The 22,631-nt window shown below is 58.0% G+C and carries 15 protein-coding genes and 1 tRNA gene; 4 read left to right on the plus strand and 12 right to left on the minus strand.

The genetic code is table 11. From position 1 onward, the window contains the following. Window positions 1-49: 49 nt before the first annotated feature. Genes phnW through Mal65_RS17020 form a run of 4 tightly spaced genes read right to left on the minus strand, consistent with a single transcriptional unit; the run spans window position 50 to window position 4,766 of the window. Window positions 50-1,168 carry a 2-aminoethylphosphonate--pyruvate transaminase gene (gene phnW, locus Mal65_RS17005; protein WP_145300167.1) on the minus strand — a complete coding sequence of 373 codons (1,119 nt, stop codon included), beginning with the start codon at window positions 1,166-1,168 and terminating at the stop codon, window positions 50-52. A gap of 16 nt (window positions 1,169-1,184) precedes the next feature. Beyond that, window positions 1,185-2,030, minus strand: coding sequence for a phosphonoacetaldehyde hydrolase (phnX, locus tag Mal65_RS17010; protein ID WP_145300169.1), 846 nt, complete (start codon window positions 2,028-2,030; stop codon window positions 1,185-1,187). After that, window positions 2,030-3,361, minus strand: a complete 1,332-nt coding sequence (locus Mal65_RS17015) for a DUF5690 family protein (protein WP_145300172.1) — start codon at window positions 3,359-3,361, stop codon at window positions 2,030-2,032. Before Mal65_RS17015 ends, phnX begins: the two co-directional genes overlap by 1 nt. Before the next feature lie 58 nt (window positions 3,362-3,419). Further along, entirely contained in the window at window positions 3,420-4,766 is a 1,347-nt protein-coding gene (locus tag Mal65_RS17020) for an aspartate aminotransferase family protein (protein ID WP_145300175.1), read from the minus strand. A gap of 322 nt (window positions 4,767-5,088) precedes the next feature. On the opposite strand from Mal65_RS17020, the gene Mal65_RS17030 reads away from it, so the two are divergent. From Mal65_RS17030 to Mal65_RS17040, 3 genes are all read left to right on the plus strand, one after another. Beyond that, a complete protein-coding gene (locus tag Mal65_RS17030) occupies window positions 5,089-6,555 on the plus strand; it encodes an aspartate aminotransferase family protein (protein WP_145300181.1) in 1,467 nt (488 codons plus the stop codon). A gap of 148 nt (window positions 6,556-6,703) precedes the next feature. Further along, complete coding sequence (locus Mal65_RS17035) at window positions 6,704-7,420, plus strand: HAD family hydrolase (RefSeq protein ID WP_145300184.1); 717 nt, start codon at window positions 6,704-6,706, stop codon at window positions 7,418-7,420. Between the two features lie 50 nt (window positions 7,421-7,470). Then, window positions 7,471-8,670, plus strand: a complete 1,200-nt coding sequence (locus Mal65_RS17040; RefSeq protein ID WP_145300186.1) for a phosphonoacetaldehyde reductase — start codon at window positions 7,471-7,473, stop codon at window positions 8,668-8,670. Between the two features lie 30 nt (window positions 8,671-8,700). Here the strand turns inward: Mal65_RS17040 and Mal65_RS17045 are convergent, their stop codons facing one another. The 5 genes from Mal65_RS17045 to Mal65_RS17065 form a co-directional block, all read right to left on the minus strand. Next, window positions 8,701-9,303, minus strand: coding sequence for a helix-turn-helix domain-containing protein (locus tag Mal65_RS17045; RefSeq protein WP_145300189.1), 603 nt, complete (start codon window positions 9,301-9,303; stop codon window positions 8,701-8,703). Window positions 9,304-9,605: 302 nt separating this feature from the next. After that, a tRNA-Ser gene (locus Mal65_RS17050) sits at window positions 9,606-9,688 on the minus strand. An 83-nt stretch (window positions 9,689-9,771) separates the two neighbouring features. Beyond that, window positions 9,772-10,170 (minus strand): hypothetical protein, encoded by a 399-nt coding sequence (locus Mal65_RS17055; protein WP_145300192.1) that lies wholly within the window; start codon window positions 10,168-10,170, stop codon window positions 9,772-9,774. 8 nt (window positions 10,171-10,178) lie between these two features. Continuing rightward, a complete protein-coding gene (locus Mal65_RS17060) occupies window positions 10,179-10,490 on the minus strand; it encodes an amidohydrolase (protein WP_145300195.1) in 312 nt (103 codons plus the stop codon). Window positions 10,491-10,591: 101 nt separating this feature from the next. Then, window positions 10,592-11,464, minus strand: coding sequence for a SprT family zinc-dependent metalloprotease (locus tag Mal65_RS17065; RefSeq protein WP_196784245.1), 873 nt, complete (start codon window positions 11,462-11,464; stop codon window positions 10,592-10,594). 194 nt (window positions 11,465-11,658) lie between these two features. Between Mal65_RS17065 and Mal65_RS17070 the strand changes: the two genes are divergently transcribed. Then, window positions 11,659-13,698 (plus strand): heparinase II/III domain-containing protein, encoded by a 2,040-nt coding sequence (locus Mal65_RS17070; RefSeq protein ID WP_145300198.1) that lies wholly within the window; start codon window positions 11,659-11,661, stop codon window positions 13,696-13,698. Window positions 13,699-13,737: 39 nt separating this feature from the next. Here the strand turns inward: Mal65_RS17070 and Mal65_RS17075 are convergent, their stop codons facing one another. The 3 genes from Mal65_RS17075 to Mal65_RS17085 all read right to left on the minus strand — a co-directional run bounded on the left by Mal65_RS17075 (window position 13,738) and on the right by Mal65_RS17085 (window position 22,407). Next, window positions 13,738-15,174 (minus strand): phytoene desaturase family protein, encoded by a 1,437-nt coding sequence (locus Mal65_RS17075; RefSeq protein ID WP_145300201.1) that lies wholly within the window; start codon window positions 15,172-15,174, stop codon window positions 13,738-13,740. Window positions 15,175-15,482: 308 nt separating this feature from the next. Then, window positions 15,483-16,055 carry an AAA family ATPase gene (locus Mal65_RS17080; protein ID WP_165701334.1) on the minus strand — a complete coding sequence of 191 codons (573 nt, stop codon included), beginning with the start codon at window positions 16,053-16,055 and terminating at the stop codon, window positions 15,483-15,485. A 10-nt stretch (window positions 16,056-16,065) separates the two neighbouring features. After that, the gene (locus Mal65_RS17085) at window positions 16,066-22,407 is read right to left on the minus strand and encodes a hypothetical protein (protein WP_165701335.1); all 6,342 of its coding nucleotides are present in this window, start codon (window positions 22,405-22,407) and stop codon (window positions 16,066-16,068) included. Between the last annotated feature and the right edge of the window lie 224 nt (window positions 22,408-22,631).

The raw sequence follows: 22,631 nt of genomic DNA on the forward strand, positions 1-22,631 counted from the left end.
ATCAATGACGGCAGCAACCATCCATCGCGAACCATCCAAGAACAATGGACTATCGCGATGATGCAACCGTCAGTTCACCGATGACTTCGGCGATTGCGGCAACCAACTGATCGATGTCTTCGGGAAAGACATGACCGATGTTGCCGATTCGAAACGTCTGTGCGTCGCTGACTTTGCCCGGATAGATGACAAAGCGACGTTGCTTCAATGCCTGATAGAAGTCATCAAATGCAAAGCCATCCACATCCGGGTACAAGAACGAGGTGATGATGGGTGATTGAATCGCCGCCGGCAACAGCGCCGTAATGCCAAGTGCGGCAACGCCATCAACCAGTCGACGATGATTTTCGCTGTACCGTTGGTGACGCGCGGCGACACCACCTTCGGCGTCCAATTCATCCATCGCCTGAACGAATGCGCGGACCACGTGCGTGGGTGACGTGTAGCGCCATTTGCCGCCTTTGGATTCCATTTCCGACCACTGGTCGTACAGGTCCAAACTAAGCGACCGTGCCCAACCCTTTGTTTCAGATAATCGATCACGATCGGCAATCACAAACCCGAATCCGGGCACGCCCTGAATGCACTTGTTGGCCGATGAAATCATGAAGTCGGCACCGACAGATTCCATCGACATCGGAATACCGCCGAACGATGACATGGCATCGACGATGTAGACCTTGCCCATCTGACGGCATACCGCGCCGATCGATTCGATCGGGTTCAACATGCCGGTGCTGGTTTCACAATGAACAATGGCGACATGAGTGATCGCGGGATCGTCTTGCAGAGCCTGCCGGACGTCCGCCGGATCGGCGACTTGGGTCTCCCCCAACCAGCATTCGCTGTGGTCGATCGACAGACGCCGGGCAATCTGCTCCATACGCCGACCGTACGCACCGTTGCTGATCACCAGCAGTTTCCCGCCTGGGGGAATCACCGATCCGATCGTTGCTTCGACCGAAAAAGTCCCGCTGCCCTGCATCAAGACCGCGGTATAGCGGTCGCCGCCGCCGGCCAACGTCACCAAACGATTACGTAAGTCGGCAACCAGTTGGTTGTAGTCCGCGTCCCAGGTGCAGTAATCACGCAGCATTGATTGACGCACGCCGCGCGATGTCGTCAGCGGCCCGGGAGTTAACAACAGGTATGGAATGTCATCGTCCACGTTATGCCTGGCTTCCCTAGAAGGATTCGACTTGTAACTCCGATGCGGAACTCGGCCGTTGCAATTCAAACTCGCCTGCTTCGATCCGCTCGATCAGTTCCGGCAAACTCGCAATCGACGGAATCACCGCGTGCGCGCCCGCGTCGGTAAGGGTTGCCGCACACGCGTCACGCCGATTTTCTTTCTCGGCATCCGAGAGGGCCTCAAATTCGGCTTGGCTCAACCCCATGGAACTGCTGGTGTCGGTGACGCCGACCGACCAAGCGCCGGCGTTGATCCCCGCCAGAACATCGGGAACGGTATCACCGATTTTCAACACCGCAGCGGGCGGACAAACATTCAACGCCTCCATCGCGCGAAAGATCATCCAAGGTGCGGGACGACCTGCCGGTACATCGGTCCCACAGATGCAGAAGTCCGGTTCATAGCCCTGCTCGGCCGCGCGGGCGAAAACGATTTCGGCGGCATCGCGAAAGTATCCCGTCGTGCTGGCGATTTTGATGTTTCGTTTTCGCAGCCGTTGAATGCATTGCAACAAGCCGGGAACAAGATCGCTGTGATCTTTGGCACACTGCAGTTGCTGTGGCACGAAGCCATCTTCATACACACGCCGGACGTCGTCCTCGGTCCATTCCCGCTGGAACTTCTCACGCCATTGCCGTCGCACATTGGACATTTCAAAAATGGCGTGCAAGTGATCCAACTTGGACAAGCCCATCGGCAGCCGAGCTTCGTCGATGGACACATCAATACCCTCGGCCGCCAAGGCGAGACGAAACGGCTGCACCGGTGAAAAGCAACCAAAATCGACGGTGGTTCCCGCCCAGTCAAAAACAACCAACTTGATAAGGTGATTCGACATCAAAACGTTTCACTTTGCTGTTCCGCCCCGTCCACAAATGGAGTCGTGGATGGTGCAGATTTAATCCAAAAATAGAACCCCGCGACCGACGACAGGATGACGCCGATTGCCGAAGTGCAGTAACTAAGATTGACGAAATATTCCAGACGATTCGAATCGGTCGCAAAGACGTCGCCGAAAATCTGAATGGCCACCGAACCGCTGTAGCCCAGCGAATCCGCGACGTAGATGCAAAAGACCGCCGTGCCCACGAATCCGGTTGCGGCAATCAAACGATCAAACAAAACCGAATTGAACGGGACGTAGGTCAGATAAGAGCCCAAACCGACCAGAGTCATCCACCAAAATCCGTTGATAACCCCCTGCTGCATCAACAGCGTGCTGACACCCGTCAAAGCGGCACCAGCGATCATGATTCCCAATGCGCCGGCCAGCCCCCTGCGGTTGTCTCGGACGAGCGTCAACGCCCCCATGCAAATCATGACGCCAAAGGCCACGGGAATCTCCATCCGCGACAACAGCGCGGTGTCATCGTCGCCATACCCAAGTCGCTGAAGAATATCGACTTGATAGTTATCGCGGTAATCTCGATAGGCCGTTTGAAAGAAGTAGACCGCCAATAACAGCCCCAACCCCGCAGCGAACGATCGAACGAAATTCATCCGCTGCGTTCCCGACATGGGTTCGCGGCGGACCCGCTGGGCGATGTCTTCGGGCGATGGTTCGGGCAAATGATCCAACAGCCACACACACACAATCAATAAGGGGAAAAAGCACATACCGGTGGCAAACGGCATGAACCACTCCGATACGCCGGAATCCATCAACGACAATCCGACGTCTTTCACCACGCCACTGGAAACAATGAACGAACAACTGAGCCCGGCCAGCAGGATTTCCGATGTCCGCCGGCCTTCCAGGTACCAGACAATCAGCCCCCAGATCATTCCCAACGGCAAACCGTTGAAAAACATCGCCACGGGCTTCAGCCCCAAAGGCAACACCGCAAATAATAACAACGCCAGTTCGGCCAATCCGATCAGCCCAAGAATCATCGCCGCCCGGTATCGCCGAACCGCTTCGGAGCAATATTTAATGCCCAAGTACTTGGATAGGGTGTAGCCCAATATCTGGCTGATCACCAACGCGGTTTTCAGTTCCAATCCCCATAACCGCAATCCGTCATAGGTCCCGGCCGCAAAAGGCTTGCGAAACGCATACATGCAAAAGTAGGTCGCAAACGCCATTGCCATCGCATAGGGAACGACCCGTTGGGTGGATGACCTTCGCAAGAAGGCTTCCAAAGCGGTGCTTTTGGGAAGCTGAAACATGCCGACCTAATGTTTTGATTCTGACCAGAATCGGTTTCCTGCCAAAATTCAATGAATGCTATATCGCCGATCGTCCCACGGAAACGCATGCCGATTCGGTGAATGCGTAGCGTGTCTTCGGCGCGCGGCCGTAGCCGGTTTCACGAAGCGTCGCAGTGAACCGTTCAAGGAACTCATCACAGACGGCTTCGTCGTGCGCCAAGGAAAGATACAGTTTGGTTCCCATCGGATTTAAAAACACGCCCTTTTCAAATAGCCCCAACATGACCGCACGACCACGATCGCGATTGGCGGTCAGCATCGATCGATAATTGCGAATCGGTTCGGTCGTAAAGACCACTTGTGCCAGCGGACCGTCGCCGATCACTTGTCCCGGCGCCCCGGTATTCATCAGAGCCCGCCGCATGCCGTCACGCAAATAACGTCCCAGGGCGTGCAAACGATCATAAGTGGATTCTTGACGGTACACGGCCAGTGCTGCGCGACTGGCGGCGGCGGAAATGGGGTTACCGCCCAATGTCGATGCCGACCAAACATAACTGGGTTTATCCGATCGGTCCTCGCGGGTGCAGTTCATCACATCCGCACGTCCCCCATAGACACCGATGGGATACCCGCCGCCCAACGCCTTGCCGTACGCGACCAAGTCCGGCGTCACGCCGTAATATTCTTGTGCGCCGCCATAAGCCAAACGAAAACCCGTCACCACTTCGTCAAAGATCAGCAAGATTCCGTGCTGGCGGGTGACCTGACGCAGCTTTTCCAAGAAGCCTTCTTCCGGTGGTGTGCATCGCTGCAACGGTTCGACAATGACCGCGGCCAAGTCTTCGGCATGTTCGGCGATCAATGTCGCTGTGGTTGCCGCGTCGTTGAACGGAGCCGAAAGCAACAACGGATCCGATCCCGGAATGGTTCCCGTTCCGCTCCAATCCACCTTGGGATGCGGTGGCGGTTGCTGGGGAAAAACACTGGCCACGCCAAAGTCGTGGGCACCGTGATAGGCACCTTCGAATTTCATCACCTTGGGTCTTCCGGTGAAGCCACGCGCCATCCGCACACAGTAGTGCGTCGCCTCGCTTCCGGATGCGGCAAATCGAACCGTGTCACACGCCGGACTGATGCGAACAATCTCCTCGGCGACTTCGATCGATTCCTCGGTCACGTACGCGAAATTGGACCCTTGGCTAATTCGCCGTGACACTGCGGCAACGACATCGGGGTGGGAATGCCCGACCAGCACCGACCCCCAGCCCATGGAAAAGTCGATGAAGCGACGACCGGCACAGTCTTCCAACTCACAGCCTTTCCCACGCACGATGACCGTGGCCAGTTCTTCCGGCAGATTGAATTCGCCGTTGGAACCGCCTGGAAACACCTTCAGCGATCGTTCGATGCAATCTTCCATCGGTGCACTTTCCAGCAGAGGGTTGAAAATGTCCGACCGTGAATCCCCCAACCAACAATCGGGGCTCGTCGGGCTGCGTGGGATCCAGGATAGGCGAACTGGCGACCTGAATTCAACTATCAGTCAACAAAGTTTCTCCGCTGGATCAAACAAATTCGGTGCCGCCGCTGGCATCAATGCATTTTACGAAGCATTTTCCGTGAAATTCCGATAAAACAATCCCTCGCCGTCCAGGTGCGTTGCCGCCAGGTCGGTCCAGCTGTTTACTTTGGGTCGACATCGTTCGGTGCGTCCCCTGATCCAACCCGACTGTCACTTCGCCATGTCCACGCCCTCACAAAACCATGCAGTGACGGATACCACACCCCCTCCACCGGTGGACCGATCCGAAGGCGATGTGAATCTTTCGCCAAGAAGAGATCAATGGCAAGCAAGAACGATTGGCGCAGACATTCGACGAATGCTTGACCAAGACAGCGATGCTTTTCTGCACCAGTGCCTGTCCAGTCCTTGCCTGAATGCCCTTTCGGCCTGCGATGGGATCTATCTGGAAGACGTCGATGGCCGCCGATTCATGGACTTTCACGGCAACTATGTGCATCAAGTCGGCTTTCGGAATCCCCGCGTGGTCGCGGCGGTGAAAGACCAATTGGATGTGTTGCCGTTTTGTACGCGACGATACACCAACGAACCGGCGATTCGTTTGGCCGGCCGATTGGGTGAACTGGCACCGGGCGACTTGAGCAAATGCCTTTTCGCCCCCAGCGGTGCGGTCGCCGTGGGCATGGCGTTGAAGCTCGCGCGATTGGCGACCGGGCGTCACAAAACGATTTCGATGTGGGAATCGTTCCATGGCGCGACTTTGGAAGCGTCATCGGTTGGTGGAGAAGCTTTGTTTCGCAGCGACATCGGACCGCTGCTGCCCGGCACCATCCAAGTCCCGCCGCCGGGGCACCGACAATGCGTCTTCGGGTGCGGAGGCGATTGCGACGCCCGGTGTGCCGATTACATCGAATACGTGTTGCAGCAGGAGGGCGACGTTGCGGCTTTGATCGCCGAACCGATCCGCGCGTCAAATGTCACGGCGGGATCGCCGGAGTTTTGGAAACGTGTCGCCGATGCCTGCCGGCGAAATGGCACGCTGTTGATCTTCGACGAAATCCCCACGGGCCTGGGCCGGACCGGACACCTGTTCGCAAGCGCTTGCACCGGAGTCACCCCGGACATGATTGTGCTGGGCAAGGGATTGGGTGGCGGCGTCATGCCGATGGCGGCTTTGATCGCCCGCCGTGACCTGGACGTCGCGGGCAACAAGGCGATCGGACACTACACGCACGAAAAATCACCACTGGGCGCCGCCGCAGCGCTGGCCACCTTGGATTGTTTGTTAGGGCCACTAGACGCCCCAAACCCACATGACGATCGATCCGGCGAACATTCCGCGGAAGCACCTGGGAACTTGATCGATCGGGCGGTGCAACTGGGCAAACGTCTTCGACGACAGTTGATCGACTTTCGAAAATCGTGCCCGATCATCGGGGACGTTCGAGGCGAAGGCTTGCTGGTCGGCTTTGACGTTGTCGAACCACAGTCGCCGCAGCGGGCTTGTCCACAGCGTGCCGAAGCCGTGCTGTACGCCGCGCTTGACGAAGGCGTCAGCTTCAAAACGGGTGGCGGCAACACCGTCGTCTTGGCGCCGCCGCTGACGATCACCGATGCCGAACTGGACGAAGCCGCTTTGCGGATCTGTCGTGCGGTGCAACGCGTCCACGACGGTCACGGTTCATGAACAATTCACACCATCGGCAAGTTGATCGCTGGTCAACGCATCGATAGTTTTCATGGTCGGCCGTGTCGATCGCGGGTGCCACCATTCGCGGGCGATCAGTTTTGCATCACACAACAATTTTCACTCTTTCATGACAGGGTGACCGCCGATGAGCGGACCAAAGATCAGCATGATCGTCTTCGACGTCGCTGGAACCACGGTTTCCGACAAGGAAAACGCCGTCGCCCGATGTGTCAGCGAAGCGGTGACCGCCGCTGGGGTCCCGACCGATGCCCAGGCGGTCAATCCATTGATGGGCACCCCCAAACCCGATGCGATCCGAACACTGCTCGCAAGAGATCCATCGCTGAAAATCACCGACGCCTTGGTGAACGAAACTCACCAGGACTTTCAAAACCGCATGATCGACTACTACCGACATTCGCCCGGGGTCGTTCCGACCGACGGCGCGGTGGAGGTCTTTCAAACGCTGCGGGATCGCGGCATCAAGGTCGCACTGGATACCGGTTTTGACAGGCCGACCCTGGACACCATCTTGGACCGATTGTCTTGGCACGATCAAGTCGATGCGACGGTCAGCAGTGACCAGGCCGCCGGCCGCCCCGATCCCGGCATGATCCATCACTTGATGAGACAATTGGGTGAAAGCGATCCGCGACGTGTTGCCAAAGTTGGCGACAGTGTCAGTGATGTCCGACAAGGCTTGGCGGCGGACTGTGGATGGGTGGCAGCGGTGCTGAGCGAGCGGACCCGACCGCTGTTCGAAGAACCAGTGGATCCGGACTATCGAACCGTTCACACCATTGAATCATTGCAAGAGATCCTGCCGCACTTTGATCCATCATCACCTTGTGCAAACGCGTGACTTCCAAGACACCAAACAAACACACCGATGCACCGGAGACTGTCGCGTCCATGCCAATACCAACATCCGACACCCTGGCTGATCGATTGCCCGCCGAAGTCCTTCGTTGTCTGGACGACACCGGACAAACATATTTGGATTCCATTGATCGCATGGGCAGCGTCTTGAAGCAGATGCATTGCAACCGCCCTTTGGTCGTGATCGATCGTCGTGCGGTCACCGCGTCGAACCTGTCGGCGACCGTGGAAGCAGCGTTGGCCGACGTTGATTGCCTGTGGTTTGACGAATTCACCCCCAACCCGACCAGCGAAGAAGCGTTGCGGGCGGCCAATGCTGCGGCCGAACACCGGGCCGACTCGGTCATCGCGATCGGCGGTGGGACCTGCTTGGACGTTGCCAAGATGGCGGCGCTGGCCGGATCGGAAAACGCCGATCGACAAAGCGACGTCTGCCGCGGCGGATCAACGGAATCACTTTCACCTTTGCCCTTGATGGCCGCCCCCAGCACGTCGGGAACCGGCAGCGAAGCGACGCAGTTTGCCGCGATCTACGTCGACGGGCGAAAGCAATCGATCTCCGACAAACGCATGCGTCCCGCGGTGGTGATCATGGACCCACGACTGCATGCGGCGATGCCGGCATCGATCGCCGCATGCACCGGGATGGACGCGTTGTCCCAGGCGATCGAATCGCTATGGGCGGTGGGCCGTACCGAAGCATCGGCGCGGTATGCTCAGGCCGGCGGACGCCTGATCGCCGAAAGCCTCGTCTCCAGTGTTTGTGATGCAGATGAAGGCAGCCGATTCAAGATGATGTGGGGCGCGCACCTGGCCGGCCAAGCGATCAACATCAGCAAAACAACCGCTTCCCATGCTCTGTCGTACCAATTGACCCAACGGTTTGGGATCGCGCACGGACACGCCGTCGCGTTAACCCTGGGACCATTGGCTGCGGCCAATGCGACCACCGATGCAACGAACTGCAACGACCCGCGGGGTGCGGAAGTCGTTTGCGGACATGTCCAGCAGGCTGCATCGGTGCTGAACGCCACGCCGGCGCAGATGCCCAGTGTGATGTCGGACCTGTTGCGTCAAATCGGTCTGCCAAATTCCCTGTCGGAGGCCGGAATCGGTGAAAACCGCTTGGCCGAGATCGCCGCCTCGGTGGACCCAGTTCGACTTGGGAACAACCCACGGCGTTTGGACACCGCGGAGCTTCACGAGCTACTGCTTCGTGCATACACGGCTTGAGTCGCCCGCGGGAATCTTTTTGGTGCCAACTCAGGCTTCTTCGGCCTCTTCGTCGGCAACGATGTGATCGGACGCTTCGCCACCAACGTCATGAAAGACGACCAAGACTTCGCACTCTTCGCCGTCGCGGCAAACGACGCGATGGGGGACTTCGCCATCGAAGTAAACGCTGTCGCCCGGATTCAGTTCGTGCGAATCATCGCCGTAATCCAAACGAGCTTGCCCTGACAAGACGTACAGAAATTCTTCGCCCTTGTGCGGCAGCTTTTCACGATCATCTTCGACCGGCACTTTCAACAGGAACGGATCCATGCTGCGTTTGGGTCGAGCGTGAGCCAGACTGGCGTATCGAATCTTGCTGACCGGTTCGTCGCGTCGATACTCCACCCGCTGGTCGCTTCGCACGACCACCAAACCGGGTTCCGCTTCCAAGCCTTCAAACAGTTCCGACAGCGACACGTCCAAAACGGATGCGATTTCAGACAGCGCCGGCAGCGAAGGTGTCAGACGAAAGTTTTCGACTTTGGACAACCACCCCCGGGACAAACCGGCTTGCGTGGCCACCTGTTCCAGGGTCAGCCCGCGTTGCAGTCGGACGCGTTTGAGCCGCTGTGCCAATTCAGTCAAATTCATCCGAACGTGTCTCCTCTGTTGCGTTCAATAGTAACTGCCACCCCCCGATAGGTGAAGGGTGGCCGAACGCTTTGAAGGATTGGCAGCGGAGCGAAAAAAGCGGCGATTCAGCCATGGGAATTGTCGGCAGGAATCGCACCGTGGCAGCCTGCCGACCTGCGGTGACGCGTTGCAATCCACGGGCAAAACGCACACACAAAGTCAGTGGCCGAAACGATCGCCCCGCCGACCAGTGATGCACCGACGCAATAAAAAAACGCCCCGCGTGCACGAAGACACGACAGGGCGTTGGGCAGGCCAAGCGGAGGACACGGGACTCGAACCCGCAACCCCATAAGGGGCAACTGATTTCGAATCAGTCTGCTAGCCAATTCGCATATCCTCCGGGGGTGCCACCAATGTCCACGGACCCGACAGAATCGTCAAGCCGCAATCGGCCTTGGATCCCGATCACGGCACGGTTTTCGCTCACTCAGCCGGACCGATCGTCAAGGTCAACGCCGTCGAAGGGACGGAGGCCTGTGCCGCAGCGGATCGGACCCGAACATCGTCTCGGATCAACGCCTCGATCGCCGGTGATCTGGGGTCATCGGGATCGGTTTCCAGGCGGCCGTCAGTCGCGACGCGAAGGGAAACGGGTGGATCGACGGAAATGCCGGCACCGACCAATCGCTCGGTCAGCAAGGATTTCAGTTGTTCCGCCGCACCGACATCCCCGGAATCCGAAGCGCCCGCGGGCGTTTCCGTAGATTCGCCGTGCAGGATCGAGTCGAACGTTTCCAGACCGGACCGGGAGACCTGCGAAATCACATCGCCGGCGGCCTGGACCGCGGACCGAGCCGCACCGACGGCGGAAAGAGGATTCATCACGTCGATCAATGCTTGTGTTCGGTTTGGAAACCGTATTCCTTCAGCCACTTTTCCCACTTGTGGGCTTCGTCGTGCGTTTTCAAGTTCAACGCCTGCCATTTGGGGCATCGGTATTTGACGTCTTCATGGTCGCCGTGGGCGTGCCGTTTGACTTCGCACTTCAGCTTTTTCAGCGTTTCGGCGATCGTGTCGGCCTTCTTTTTTTCGTGGATGTGCTTCGCCTTCCACTCGACGCAGCGATAACGAACGATTTCCGCGGCGGTCGCCGTCAGCGGACTGAGAGCAAGAACAGCGGCCAAAAGAACCAATCGAAACATGGCGAAAACACTCCGCATGCAAACAAGTCGGGGGTGGGGATAAATCAGCCAAGTGGATTACCGCACGACGGCACAAACCGTCAAGCCGAATCGCACGTCGATCAAGCTCGCTTTAAATGTTCCAGCGGCACGTAGTACCGCAGGTATCGCCCGCCGTCGGAGAAAGCTTCGCCCTTGGGGTCTTCCACCAAAACCGTCGCCCGCCGTGTGATTCGATTGATCCGCCCGACCAACCAGCGGTCCTGAAAACGGAATCGGACCGCATCCCCCACCCGCAAATTGAACTTCCGTGCCGCACGTTCCTGTTGGGTGATCAAATCGTGCTGGTAATCGGTGTGAGCGAAATAGCGTCGTGCGATCGATTGAAACCGGGCCTGGTCACAATTGCCGTCGTTCCAAATCAGCATCTCGGTCAAATGCACCAGCTCATGTTCGGCGATTCGCTGCATCGCTTCCAAGCGGTCGCGACACCGGCGGCCGGTGACTTCGACGGGCCGGTCGACGTCCCGAAAGGTTTGGAACAACAGGGTCGATGAAAGCACCATTTCAAACTTGCGAGGCCCGCGAATGCGATCGGTGGAGTAGTGCGTCACCATCTTTCCGGCGATCCGCGTCATCCGCTTGGACAGTCCAAAGGTCAAACCTTCCGCTTCGGCGTGCGGCAGCAATCGCCCGCCGAAAAACCGCTCGTCATACATCCGGATCATTCGCCTCAGGTCATCGACGTCGACCCGGCGAAAATTCGGACGATCGATGGTCCGGCTTAGCGACAACGTCAAGCGATGAATTTCGGCTTGGTTGAACAGAATATCCTTGGTTTCAAACCGTTGCCGGCTGACCAATTCGGCCAGCTTGGCCAACCGATCCGGGTCACGTGGGGGAATGACGCTTGCTGACGCCTTGGCAACGCCGGCACTGGGACGAGCCAGGCCGTCGGCGTCTTTGGTGCGACGATTCGGTCGGAACGTGGTCATCGACTTGGGGGCACTCCATCCCTGAAATACGGCTACGATGGTTTGGCCTGCACGTGAGCGGCCTTGCCCAAAGTTTGCCTTGAACGGGCCCGCTCGTTTTCCCGAACGGACCAAGCCATATCGACCCAAACAACTTGGCAAGACACTGCATCGGCAATGCCCCACCATCCTACCCGCCATCCCACACCATCGCGATGTCACTGCTTCCCACCTCGAATCGTCCCACTGGGATCTTTGATACCTCCATCGACGCCAGGATTTTTCGGCGATGCCGCCCGCTTGCGGTCGCCATGTTCGCCTGGCTGTTGCTGCTTCCCGGTTCACATCTGACATGGGCGGCCGGTCCCGGCGATGTCGACACAGCGTACCCGCCGGATGCATCGATCGATCAAGTTCGCCAGCTGGTCGATTCCATCGATCCGGTTCATCCGCGTTTGTTTGCGGACGCGGAAGCGTTTTCGACGCTGAAGCGTTCGATCGCCGATGATCCGCTTCGCAAAACACTAGCCGACGCGGTCATCCGTCAAGCCGACTGGCTGGCCGATACACCGCCGGTCCGGCGTCAACTGGAAGGCCGGCGTTTGCTGGACGTCTCGCGTACGGCGCTCAAACGAGTGTTGGTCTTGGCCACGGCCTATCAGATCACCGACAACGCCGCGTATGCCGACCGATGCGTCGTCGAGATGTTGGCCGCCGCCCGATTTACCGATTGGAATCCGTCGCACTTTCTGGACGTCGGTGAAATGACACTGGCACTGGCGATCGGCTATGACTGGTGTTTCGATGCGATGACGGACGATCAACGTCAACAAATCCGTAACGCCATCGTCGAAAAAGGCGTCAGTTTGCCGTTTGAGACCAATCACAAAGGCTGGGTCCGCGCCAGCAACAACTGGGGACAAGTCTGTCACGCCGGACTGACCGCGGGTGCACTGGCGGTCGCCGAAGATCATCCGGAACTGGCGGCCAAGACGGTCAAGAATGCGATCGACAATGTCACCCGGTCGATGCATGTCTTTGCACCGGAGGGTTGCTATCCCGAAGGTCCCGGATACTGGGCCTACGGCACCGGATTCAACGTCGTCTTGATCGATGCACTGGAAACCGCCCTGGGCACCGACTTTGGTCTCAGCCATTGCCCGGGCTTCGACAAAACGGGCGGCTACCTGACCATGGTCACCGGCCCCAGCGGCGAAACCTTCAACTATGCCGACGGCGGTTCGGGTCGGTCGCCACAGTCGTGTCTGTTTTGGTTCGCCAGCCGGTTCGACCAGCCCGCTTGGCTGATGGGCGAAACGCAGCGCATCCAAAGTTACGCCGAATCCGTCACCCCACGGTCGGCCGCAAGCAGTTCCAACCGATTGCTGCCGCTGGCACTGATTTGGCAGGACGATACCAGTCCCGGTAACCCGGCGGATTCGCTGCCGTTGAATTGGAATCCGGGTGGTGATGTGCCCATCACTGTTCACCGCAGTTCTTGGGATCCACAGCGACAAACCTTCCTGGGCATCAAAGCCGGTTCACCATCGGCCAACCACGGCAACATGGACGTCGGTTCGTTCGTGCTGGATGCCGATACCATCCGCTGGGCCGTTGATTTGGGTGCCGAAGGCTATCACGGCATCGAATCTCGCGGCATGAATCTGTGGGACCGCAGCCAAAACAGCGACCGATGGACGATCTTTCGCCAGTCCAACGCGGGGCACAACACGCTGGTGATCAACGGGCAACTGCAACGTGCGAAAGGATTCGGAACGATTGCCAAATTCGATGCCAAGTCGGCGACGACCATCGTCGACATGAGCGACGTTTATGCCGGGCAAGCTGAATCCGTCCGCCGAGGCTTTCGCATGCTGGACGACGGCAGCGTGATCATTCGCGATGAACTGTCGGGCCTGAAACCCGGCGACACCGTCCGGTGGGGCATGATCACAAAAGCCGAAAAGGCCGATGCCGATTCAACCGGCCGTGAAATGCTGCTTCGACAAGACGGCCAATCGCTACGTTTAACGGTCGACGGGCCCGACGATGCGCCGTGGCAGGTCATCGACACCGCGACACCACGAAGCGAATTTGATTCGCCCAACCGTGGCACGTCGATGGTCGCGTTTGAATCGGCCGCCGGGGATGACGGTACGCTGGCTTGGACGGTGCACCTGGCCCCCGGTTCGACCGGCAACGACCAGACCGGGCAGGGCCAGCGTCGTCAAACAAGTCCACTGGATCGCTGGTGATCGCACAAGGCTTAATGACGTTAACTCGGCGGCAACGTGTCAGACGGTCGCCGGCGACGGCTGGACCAGCAACTGATCGACTTCGTTGCTGACAATGACGCCGTAGTTGATCGCGCCCAACCAACCGCTCATGATGATTCCAACGCTGCCGGCGTGGAACATACCGCGGACCTGTTGCGGCAGTGCGCGGCTGACCCCCAGGCCTTCGAACTTGGTCCCGAAACTGGCGCCCGTCTCGTGGCGGGTGTAATGTTGGAACGTCCGCGGCGTGGCGGCTTCGGCGTGGTCGATCTTTTCACGGATGCCGGGCAAGTAACGGTCCAGCGCGTCGATGGTGGTTTCCACCAAGTCTTTCTTGCTGGCCTCGTATTCAGCTTCATCCAGGTTCGCCCAGTCTGACCAATTGGCGTTAGTGCTGCTGACGACCGCGAAACGTTTCTTTTCTTTTTGCGGCCGAGTCTTTGGATAGTAAAAACTGAACGTGCGGCTGGTGATGTCACGCGACAGCAACAGGTCGGTTCGAAATTCCTCGGCCGTGCTGGTGAAGAACAGATCACCGGAGGATTCGTCGATCGTTTCGCCCTCCTTCAGCGCCATGTAGACCTGGGTGCTGCTGTTGTTCAGCCGCACATCGCGAGCGTCCTGGACGAACTGCGGATCCAAATGGTCTTCGCCCACCATCTTCAGCACGGTGGTCTTCAGGTTGGCGTTGCTGACCACGGCGCGGCAACCGATCCGGCGTCCGTTGACTTCCACGCCGGTGACGCGTCCGCCATCGACCACCACCCGATCGACGCCACAGTTGATCGCAATGTCCACACCGTTTTTGATCAGCTCCTTCTTCATGCGGCCGACCAAATCGTCGGTGCCGCCTTCGTAAATGAAGACGCCCTTGGACATGAAATTGCTGAACACGATGCCGTAGGTGATCGCGGGATCCTCCAGCGTCGAACCGTTGGCATAGGTGATCGGTTCCATCAGCAGACGGACCACATCACTGCGGCCGGGAAAGAAACGATCGAACAGTTGCTTGGTCGTGGTCGTTTGGTCGTCGTAGAAGTTCATCCCACGGGCGGTATCGAAAAAGTCGACCACGGTTTGGTGTTCGATGCCGAACCGGGTCGTCAATAACCGCGTGAAGTCTTCGCGATTAAAGGTCGTCGTCAGTGAAAACTGAGGATTGTCGAAACGAATGTTCTTCAGCTGGACGATGCGATCGGCGATGTCGCGGTTCCAGTACCGGCGACACGACTTGATCATCCCGTGCGGGAACCCGTGCAGCGAGATGTCAAACACGTGGCCACCGGGGCGCAGAAACCACGTCGCCAGCCCGCCCAATTTGTAGTGCTGTTCCAGCAGCAAGACACGATGACCGGCCCGCCCCAAGATATTGGCGCTGGTCATTCCGGCCAATCCACTGCCGATCACGATGACGTCATACTGCTCCGCGGCGTTTTTTAGGAAGTCTTTTGGCAAGGCTGCTGGAAGTGGCTAGTGGTTGGAAGTGCTCGTCTCTCGATCGGTCTGGCAAGGTAGCATAAATCAACGACCACCCCAATTGTCCCGGGGGTGTACAGCGAAATGACCAGCGGCGGTCATTGGAAATTGGTCGGCACACACCCACGTGATCGACCGGCCCACCCGCCCGGCAGCACGCCGGGCGCATTCAACAAGACCGATCGAAACTTGGTGGCAACGCGTCACGCCCCATAGCCGCCCGTAGACCAATGGTCGAATGCAGCCGTGATCAAGCTGCGTATGACGCAGTCACGCTGGAGAAGAACTCACTCAAGTTGCAAGATCTCTTCGATCGTCAACTCGGCTCGCCACGCCCGCATCCATCGCCGGATCGTTGATGCCGGTACCCGATGCGTCCTTCGCGTCGCCTCGGAGAGCTTTTCCGCCCATTGGTCGAACAGCGTTTCATCGACGTATTGCTTGTACTTCAAGAGGACACGCAATTCTTGCCACCACGGTGAATCAGGCTCGGCCAACTTGATCTGGTAACCACTTTCAGCGGCCAGGATAGCGTACCGCTGAGTTTCCGCATTCAATCCGTTGCCGCGATCCACCACGATGGGTGAAGCCCGCTGGCGGATTGCTGAACGAAAGCGATCAAAATTCCAGTCTCGAGCCGTTTGCATAAACTCCGCGTCATAGTCGTAGTGTCCAGGATCGTCACCAACTTGGGTGTAAAAGTACTGATCCGTTTCCAGGACGACGCCACCATCTCCCGCCAAACGCCACGCCCGGTGACTCTTTCCGCAACCCGGTAACCCGCGCATCAGGTAAACGATGCGCGAGCGATCACCTGGATCGTCCGAAGAGTCACTCGCTGGCGTTGGGGAATGGCTCAATCCATCTCTCTCATTGCTTCAACTTGTCATTTCCAAATCCGATCAAGAGGTCGACTCCCTTCTCCCCTTTCATGTCATCCTTATCGCCGTCGTCCGATAGAAGGCCCAGCGAGGAGGGTGCGGTGCTTTGGTCAGCCGCCCAATCCGTCAGCGCTGCATCCAGTGCGGCGATGTCCTCGGAGTTGCTCGCCAAACCGCCGATCAGCAAGTCATTGTCGCGACCGCCCTTGAGCTTGTCTTTGTCATCTCCTCCGATCAGGATGTCGAGCCCGTCGCGGCCGTAGAGGCTATCGCGTCCGGTGCCCCCGGAAAGCACGTCGTTGCCGTCACCGCCATCCAGTTTGTCTTTCCCTGAACCACCGAGAATGATATCCCGTCCGGCTCCTCCGGTGAGCTTATCATTGCCGCCGTTCCCTTCGATGAGGGACGACTCATACCAGGCATCTCCACCACCATCCGAACCGCCGTCTGATCCACCATCGGACCCGCCATTCAACGATGCGTGGTCGTTTCCTTCGCAAAGGACGATGTGAACGGTTTGGATGTCGGCCGGGTCAAAGTAGAAGATATCGGCCCCGCCGTCGGAACCACCGTCGCTTCCGCCATCGGAGCCACCGTCGCTACCTTGAAGATTCAGGTTGGCAATGACTTTGACGCGGGGTTCATTACCCGGTCCGTCATCACCGCCATCGCTGCCCCCATCGGACCCGCCATCGCTGCCGCCTCCGATCAGCCGGGCACTGACGATGTCTTTGCCCGATGAGCCGATGATCTGAAGCTGGTCCGTATTCGGATCAACACGGACACCGCTGACCCACATTTCGGTAGACGAGTCAGAGTCCGAACCTCCATCGTCATCAACGACGGTCACGGTAACCGTAAAGATTCCACCGGTCGCGTACACGTGATCCGCAGCGAATTCGCGAGGATCTCCAGCGGCGATCTCGATGACCGATCGATCATCTGCAGAATTAGACGCGTCATCCGCAATCTCACCCCAGTCGATGATGACCGTATGAGAATCGACCGGACTGGGATCCGTAAATGATCCACTGATCGTAAGCGCATCATCCGGCGTCGCCTTATTCGACTGAGTCCCGAACGTGATCGGATCCACCGTCAAAATGGGATCAGAATTGGCTACGGAAACGTCAATCGTCGAGACCGTGTCGGCAGTCAAGACCGCCACCGTGGGGTCAGAGCTCGTGGGGGCACTCTCGGTGGACATTGCCGTCACGGTCAACGTGAAGGATGCGTCATCCGGAACCAGAATGGAAAGTCCACTGAGCTCCGCGGGCGTCAACGTCCAATTCCCACCACCGTTATCCGTGCCGTTGTTCAACAAGCTACCGACCAAAACTCCCGAGACATAAATGAGCAGGCTCTCCGATCCGTCGGTGTCGACAAGGCTCGACGCGATGGTCAGCGGGATGGGAACATTTTCTGTTCCGCTTGCCGTGGGAACCACCGAAAGACTCGGCCCGTCGGCCACGGCGTCGACTTGAACGTCAATCGTCGCGATCGTGTTGGCGCTGAGCGAGGCAACCGTCGTGTCGGTGCTGGTTGGAGCGGTTTCGGTCGACGTGGCTGTCACACTCAATTGGAATTCACCGTCGTCGTGAAGCGGCGGCAAAATAGTAATGTCGCCGAGTGACCAGCCGGTCACGTCGATCGCGGAACCAGTCGAAACGACTGTGTTGGAGCCATCGCTGAGCGTCGCACCGGCGGGTGCACCACTGACCGAGACCGTCAGCGATTCACTGCCGTCGGTATCGACCAGAGCACTGCTGATGCCGAGGTTCACCGCGGTGTCTTCGTTGGTGACCACGCTGTTGTTGACCGACAGCGTGGGAGCGTCGGCCACGGCATCGACTTGAACGGCGATCGTCGCGATCGTGTTGGCGCTGAGCGAGGCAACCGTCGTGTCGGTGCTGGTTGGAGCGGTTTCGGTCGACGTGGCTGTCACACTCAATTGGAATTCACCGTCGTCGTGAAGCGGCGGCAAAATAGTAATGTCGCCGAGTGACCAGCCGGTCACGTCGATCGCGGAACCAGTCGAAACGACTGTGTTGGAGCCATCGCTGAGCGTCACACCGGCGGGTGCACCACTGACCGAGACCGTCAGCGATTCACTGCCGTCGGTATCGACCAGAGCACTGCTGATGCCGAGGTTCACCGCGGTGTCTTCGTTGGTGACCACGCTGTTGTTGACCGACAGCGTGGGAGCGTCGGCCACGGCATCGACTTGAACGGCGATCGTCGCGATCGTGTTGGCGCTGAGCGAGGCAACCGTCGTGTCGGTGCTGGTTGGAGCGGTTTCGGTCGACGTGGCTGTCACACTCAATTGGAATTCACCGTCGTCGTGAAGCGGCGGCAAAATAGTAATGTCGCCGAGTGACCAGCCGGTCACGTCGATCGCGGAACCAGTCGAAACGACTGTGTTGGAGCCATCGCTGAGCGTCGCACCGGCGGGTGCACCACTGACCGAGACCGTCAGCGATTCACTGCCGTCGGTATCGACCAGCGCACTGCTGATGCCGAGGTTCACCGCGGTGTCTTCGTTGGTGACCACGCTGTTGTTGACCGACAGCGTGGGAGCGTCGGCCACGGCATCGACTTGAACGGCGATCGTCGCGATCGTGTTGGCGCTGAGCGAGGCAACCGTCGTGTCGGTGCTGGTTGGAGCGGTTTCGGTCGACGTGGCTGTCACACTCAATTGGAATTCACCGTCGTCGTGAAGCGGCGGCAAAATAGTAATGTCGCCGAGTGACCAGCCGGTCACGTCGATCGCGGAACCAGTCGAAACGACTGTGTTGGAGCCATCGCTGAGCGTCACACCGGCGGGTGCACCACTGACCGAGACCGTCAGCGATTCACTGCCGTCGGTATCGACCAGAGCACTGCTGATGCCGAGGTTCACCGCGGTGTCTTCGTTGGTGACCACGCTGTTGTTGACCGACAGCGTGGGAGCGTCGGCCACGGCATCGACTTGAACGGCGATCGTCGCGATCGTGTTGGCGCTGAGCGAGGCAACCGTCGTGTCGGTGCTGGTTGGAGCGGTTTCGGTCGACGTGGCTGTCACACTCAATTGGAATTCACCGTCGTCGTGAAGCGGCGGCAAAATAGTAATGTCGCCGAGTGACCAGCCGGTCACGTCGATCGCGGAACCAGTCGAAACGACTGTGTTGGAGCCATCGCTGAGCGTCACACCGGCGGGTGCACCACTGACCGAGACCGTCAGCGATTCACTGCCGTCGGTATCGACCAGAGCACTGCTGATGCCGAGGTTCACCGCGGTGTCTTCGTTGGTGACCACGCTGTTGTTGACCGACAGCGTGGGAGCGTCGGCCACGGCGTCGACTTGAACGTCAATCATGGCGATCGTGGTTGCCGAATCACCGCTCGACCTCACTTCAAAGGCTCCGATAACCCTGTTTCTTTCCCTCGTATAGGTCGGAAGCCCGTCGTCGTCACTAAAAAACTGCTTCACAAAGTAGCCGCTCGGGTCGCTTGAGTTTCCGTATACGGCTGTTCCATTGCAGCTTGAATCCGAAGCAAACGCGCCACCCGGGTTCGAGAAGCGAATGATCAATCCGCCACCGGCGAAGCTGAATGCAGACTCGAACGTGAACTCCAGTTCGAAGTTGCCTTCAATCGAGTCCCCCAGGGGACTGGTGGCCGTTTGCGTGTTGCTGATGACCTTTGTGTAGGGGCCATCCGGCGCATCCCCGCCATTGACGGTCGTCGGAACGAGTTCAATGTCATACTGAACCGGAACGTCATTCGGGACGTGCATGTCGAAGGCCAAGATGTCGCCTGGACTAGCATTGAACGCGGGAATGTTTTGGTAAACCCAACCGCTAAACGGTCCGAACGCAACGCTTTCGCCGAGTGGAATGCAGTTTCCGCCCAGCGGATCAGTCGGGAAGATGGTCACATTATTCGAAGAAGTTGAAGCTGATTCGGTTGCCGTGGCCGCCACCTGAAGTTGAATTTCACCGTCGCTGTGCAGTGGTGGGGTGATGGTCAAGTTGGAGCGTGACCAGGCAGAGATCTCTACGGAATCACTCGATGCGGTTGCGGTGAATAAATTCACACCATCGCTTAGCACTGCGCCGTCAGGAATTCCGCTGACGGTGACTGTGAGCATCTCGGAACCATCGGTATCAATCAGTTGCGGATCAATCGTCAGGGGAATCGCCGTGTCTTCATTGCCGACAGAGTCGTCGACATTCAGTGTCGGTGCATCGACAACGGGGGTGACATTGACGGTCATGGTGTAATCGAGCACCGAAAACTCTTCACCATCATTGACTTGAAAGTCGAACGTGGCGTAGGGACTGCCGCTTTCATGGCTAAAAGGCTCGAATCCCAGTCTTCCAGCATCGATGTCGGAAATGCTGACGGTGTCGCCGGAAGCCAACGATTCACCATCGTTGACATTGTTGTCGTTTAAATCCAAGTACAAGGAGCCCAACGCGGGCAGCGAAGTGAATTTGACCGCCTGCAACGTATCGCCCGCATCGGGGTCGTCAAAGTTAAAGTCACCTGCCGCGAACGTGTACGTCGTGTCTTCGAGAGTCGTGACATGTCCGTCCCCGGCGGTGGGTGGATCGTTCAGGTTGACGCTAACTTCGAACGTCTCCGTGGCTGTTCCTAAATCGTCGTCCTCAAGGACGACGGTGACGATGAAAATGCCTTCGCTCGTGTAAGTATGATTGAGTTCGAACGAACGCTGGCCGTTCGGCGAGACCTCGAATACCTGTTCAAACGTCGGACCGAAGGAACCATCGCCCCAATTCACGGTCACCGTATGCACATCAAGCGTACCTGGGTCGGTGAAGTCTACCGTCACCCCGTACCCACCTGCTTCCGATGGCAACAGCGTTGCGTCGGAAATGGGGGCGTCAAACGTTGGACTGACATTATTCACTAACGCAACCAAGCTAGAAAATGGAATATCTCCACCATGCGGCTGATTGAGCCCCGTTTCACCGACGATTGTTGTATTCAGAGTACCTAAATCGACTTCGTACAGTTCAGCCCCTGGAATATAGTTCGTAGCGAAAAGCCTATCAGTTGCGTCGAACATCAGTCCCATCACAGATCCAGATTGGACTCCAGAATAAGCACCTAGACTCGTGGCAACTGCGTTAGAAGTGTCAACCAACCAAATTTGGTTGTTAACGGTCGCGTACAGATTGTCAGATGAATCGAACGCGATATCCATCGTACTTGTGATTCCGGTATCACCAATTAGCGTTCCTGCCCCGGTCGACTTGTTGATGCCATAGAGCCTACCGGACAACGCCAATCCGTACATGGCTCCATTGCTGTCGATCTCGATCGCGTACATGTTTTCCGGAAGCGAGCCGATAGCTGTAGCCGTCCCACTGTTGATGTCGACGGCCCCGAGCATATTCGAATTCAGAGTCGCGTACAGCGTTCCATCGAGATCGAAGGCATTTCCAAATGTGCCACCGATGCCAAATGCTCCAATGTCGTTTCCAGTGCCATTGTCAGGATTGATAGCACCAAGTCGGGAGCCTTGATGGGTCGTGAAAATCTGCGGTAGCAAGCTGGTAGAACTCCCGTTGACTAAACCGCCATCATCATCCTGAACGATGACGTTCAAGATGTAACTATCCGAAGCTGTTCCGTTGCCGGGCGAATCTCCATCATCCAGGTATTGATGCTCGATAGTGAACTGGCCGGTTACGGCATTGTACGTGACGCCGGAAGGCAGCGGCGTGGTGAGCTCGATCGAATCGGTGTTGCCGTCGCCCCAGTTGACACCGATGGTGAAGATGTCGTTGGGACCGTCGTCGGAGATTGTGCCGCTGAGCACGACCGTTCCGTTCTCATCGATGGAACCGGGAGTGACAGCAACAGCGGCGACGCTCGGCGGCAAGTTATTGACCGTTACCGTAGCGACCGACGAGTCGATCAAACTCGGCTGATCATCATCGGCGACGGTCACGACAATGTCATAATCGTGCGTCGGGACGCCTCCGCCCGGATTCGGACCGTCATCGGTGTACGTGTGACTGATGCCACTGAAGCTGGTCACTCCGGCGGCGAGATTGACCACTTGCAACGGTGAACCGTCACCCCAATCGATCACCACATCGTAGATGTCCGCCGTGCCGGGATCGGTAAAACTGCCCGACAACTCGGTGCTGCCGTTTTCTAGGATGTTGTCATCGCTAAGCGACAGGGTCAAACCGCTAGGAGCAACGTTGTCAATCGTCAACGTGGTGGTAGCGGCATCGGCGCCAGCGGTTGAGTTCTGCGTTGAGAAAATGAGTGCATTCCCAACCGTGCCGCCGGGCGTGTAGATGGAGACGTCCATTGCCAGACTGCTGCTCGACGGAACACCCGACGTGTAAAAAGGCGATCCATTCCTGAAGTACCTGATGATCGTTCCCGTGCGCTCGACCCGGAATACGTCACCGACCGCGTAGCCGCCGAAAGTTCCGCGGTCGACCCCATTGTCGTAGACTGCGAACGAACCGTTGTTCCTGAGGTAAACGGCATAGTCGAGTGACGTGAAATCGCGATCAGTATTCGCATCCG

This window comes from Crateriforma conspicua (assembly GCF_007752935.1).
GTDB classification, from domain to species: Bacteria; Planctomycetota; Planctomycetia; order Pirellulales; family Pirellulaceae; genus Crateriforma; species Crateriforma conspicua.

Bases quoted from the DNA above. Each gene is read 5' to 3' on its own strand.
- Mal65_RS17060 (WP_145300195.1), bottom strand. From the start codon at position 10,490: ATGTTTCGATTGGTTCTTTTGGCCGCTGTTCTTGCTCTCAGTCCGCTG.
- Mal65_RS17015 (WP_145300172.1), bottom strand. From the start codon at position 3,361: ATGTTTCAGCTTCCCAAAAGCACCGCTTTGGAAGCCTTCTTGCGAAGG.
- Mal65_RS17045 (WP_145300189.1), bottom strand. From the start codon at position 9,303: ATGAATTTGACTGAATTGGCACAGCGGCTCAAACGCGTCCGACTGCAA.
- Mal65_RS17040 (WP_145300186.1), top strand. From the start codon at position 7,471: ATGCCAATACCAACATCCGACACCCTGGCTGATCGATTGCCCGCCGAA.
- Mal65_RS17030 (WP_145300181.1), top strand. From the start codon at position 5,089: ATGTCCACGCCCTCACAAAACCATGCAGTGACGGATACCACACCCCCT.
- Mal65_RS17085 (WP_165701335.1), bottom strand. From the start codon at position 22,407: ATGGACGTCTCCATCTACACGCCCGGCGGCACGGTTGGGAATGCACTC.
- Mal65_RS17035 (WP_145300184.1), top strand. From the start codon at position 6,704: ATGAGCGGACCAAAGATCAGCATGATCGTCTTCGACGTCGCTGGAACC.
- Mal65_RS17065 (WP_196784245.1), bottom strand. From the start codon at position 11,464: ATGACCACGTTCCGACCGAATCGTCGCACCAAAGACGCCGACGGCCTG.
- Mal65_RS17020 (WP_145300175.1), bottom strand. From the start codon at position 4,766: ATGGAAGATTGCATCGAACGATCGCTGAAGGTGTTTCCAGGCGGTTCC.
- phnX (WP_145300169.1), bottom strand. From the start codon at position 2,030: ATGTCGAATCACCTTATCAAGTTGGTTGTTTTTGACTGGGCGGGAACC.
- Mal65_RS17070 (WP_145300198.1), top strand. From the start codon at position 11,659: ATGTCACTGCTTCCCACCTCGAATCGTCCCACTGGGATCTTTGATACC.
- Mal65_RS17055 (WP_145300192.1), bottom strand. From the start codon at position 10,170: ATGAATCCTCTTTCCGCCGTCGGTGCGGCTCGGTCCGCGGTCCAGGCC.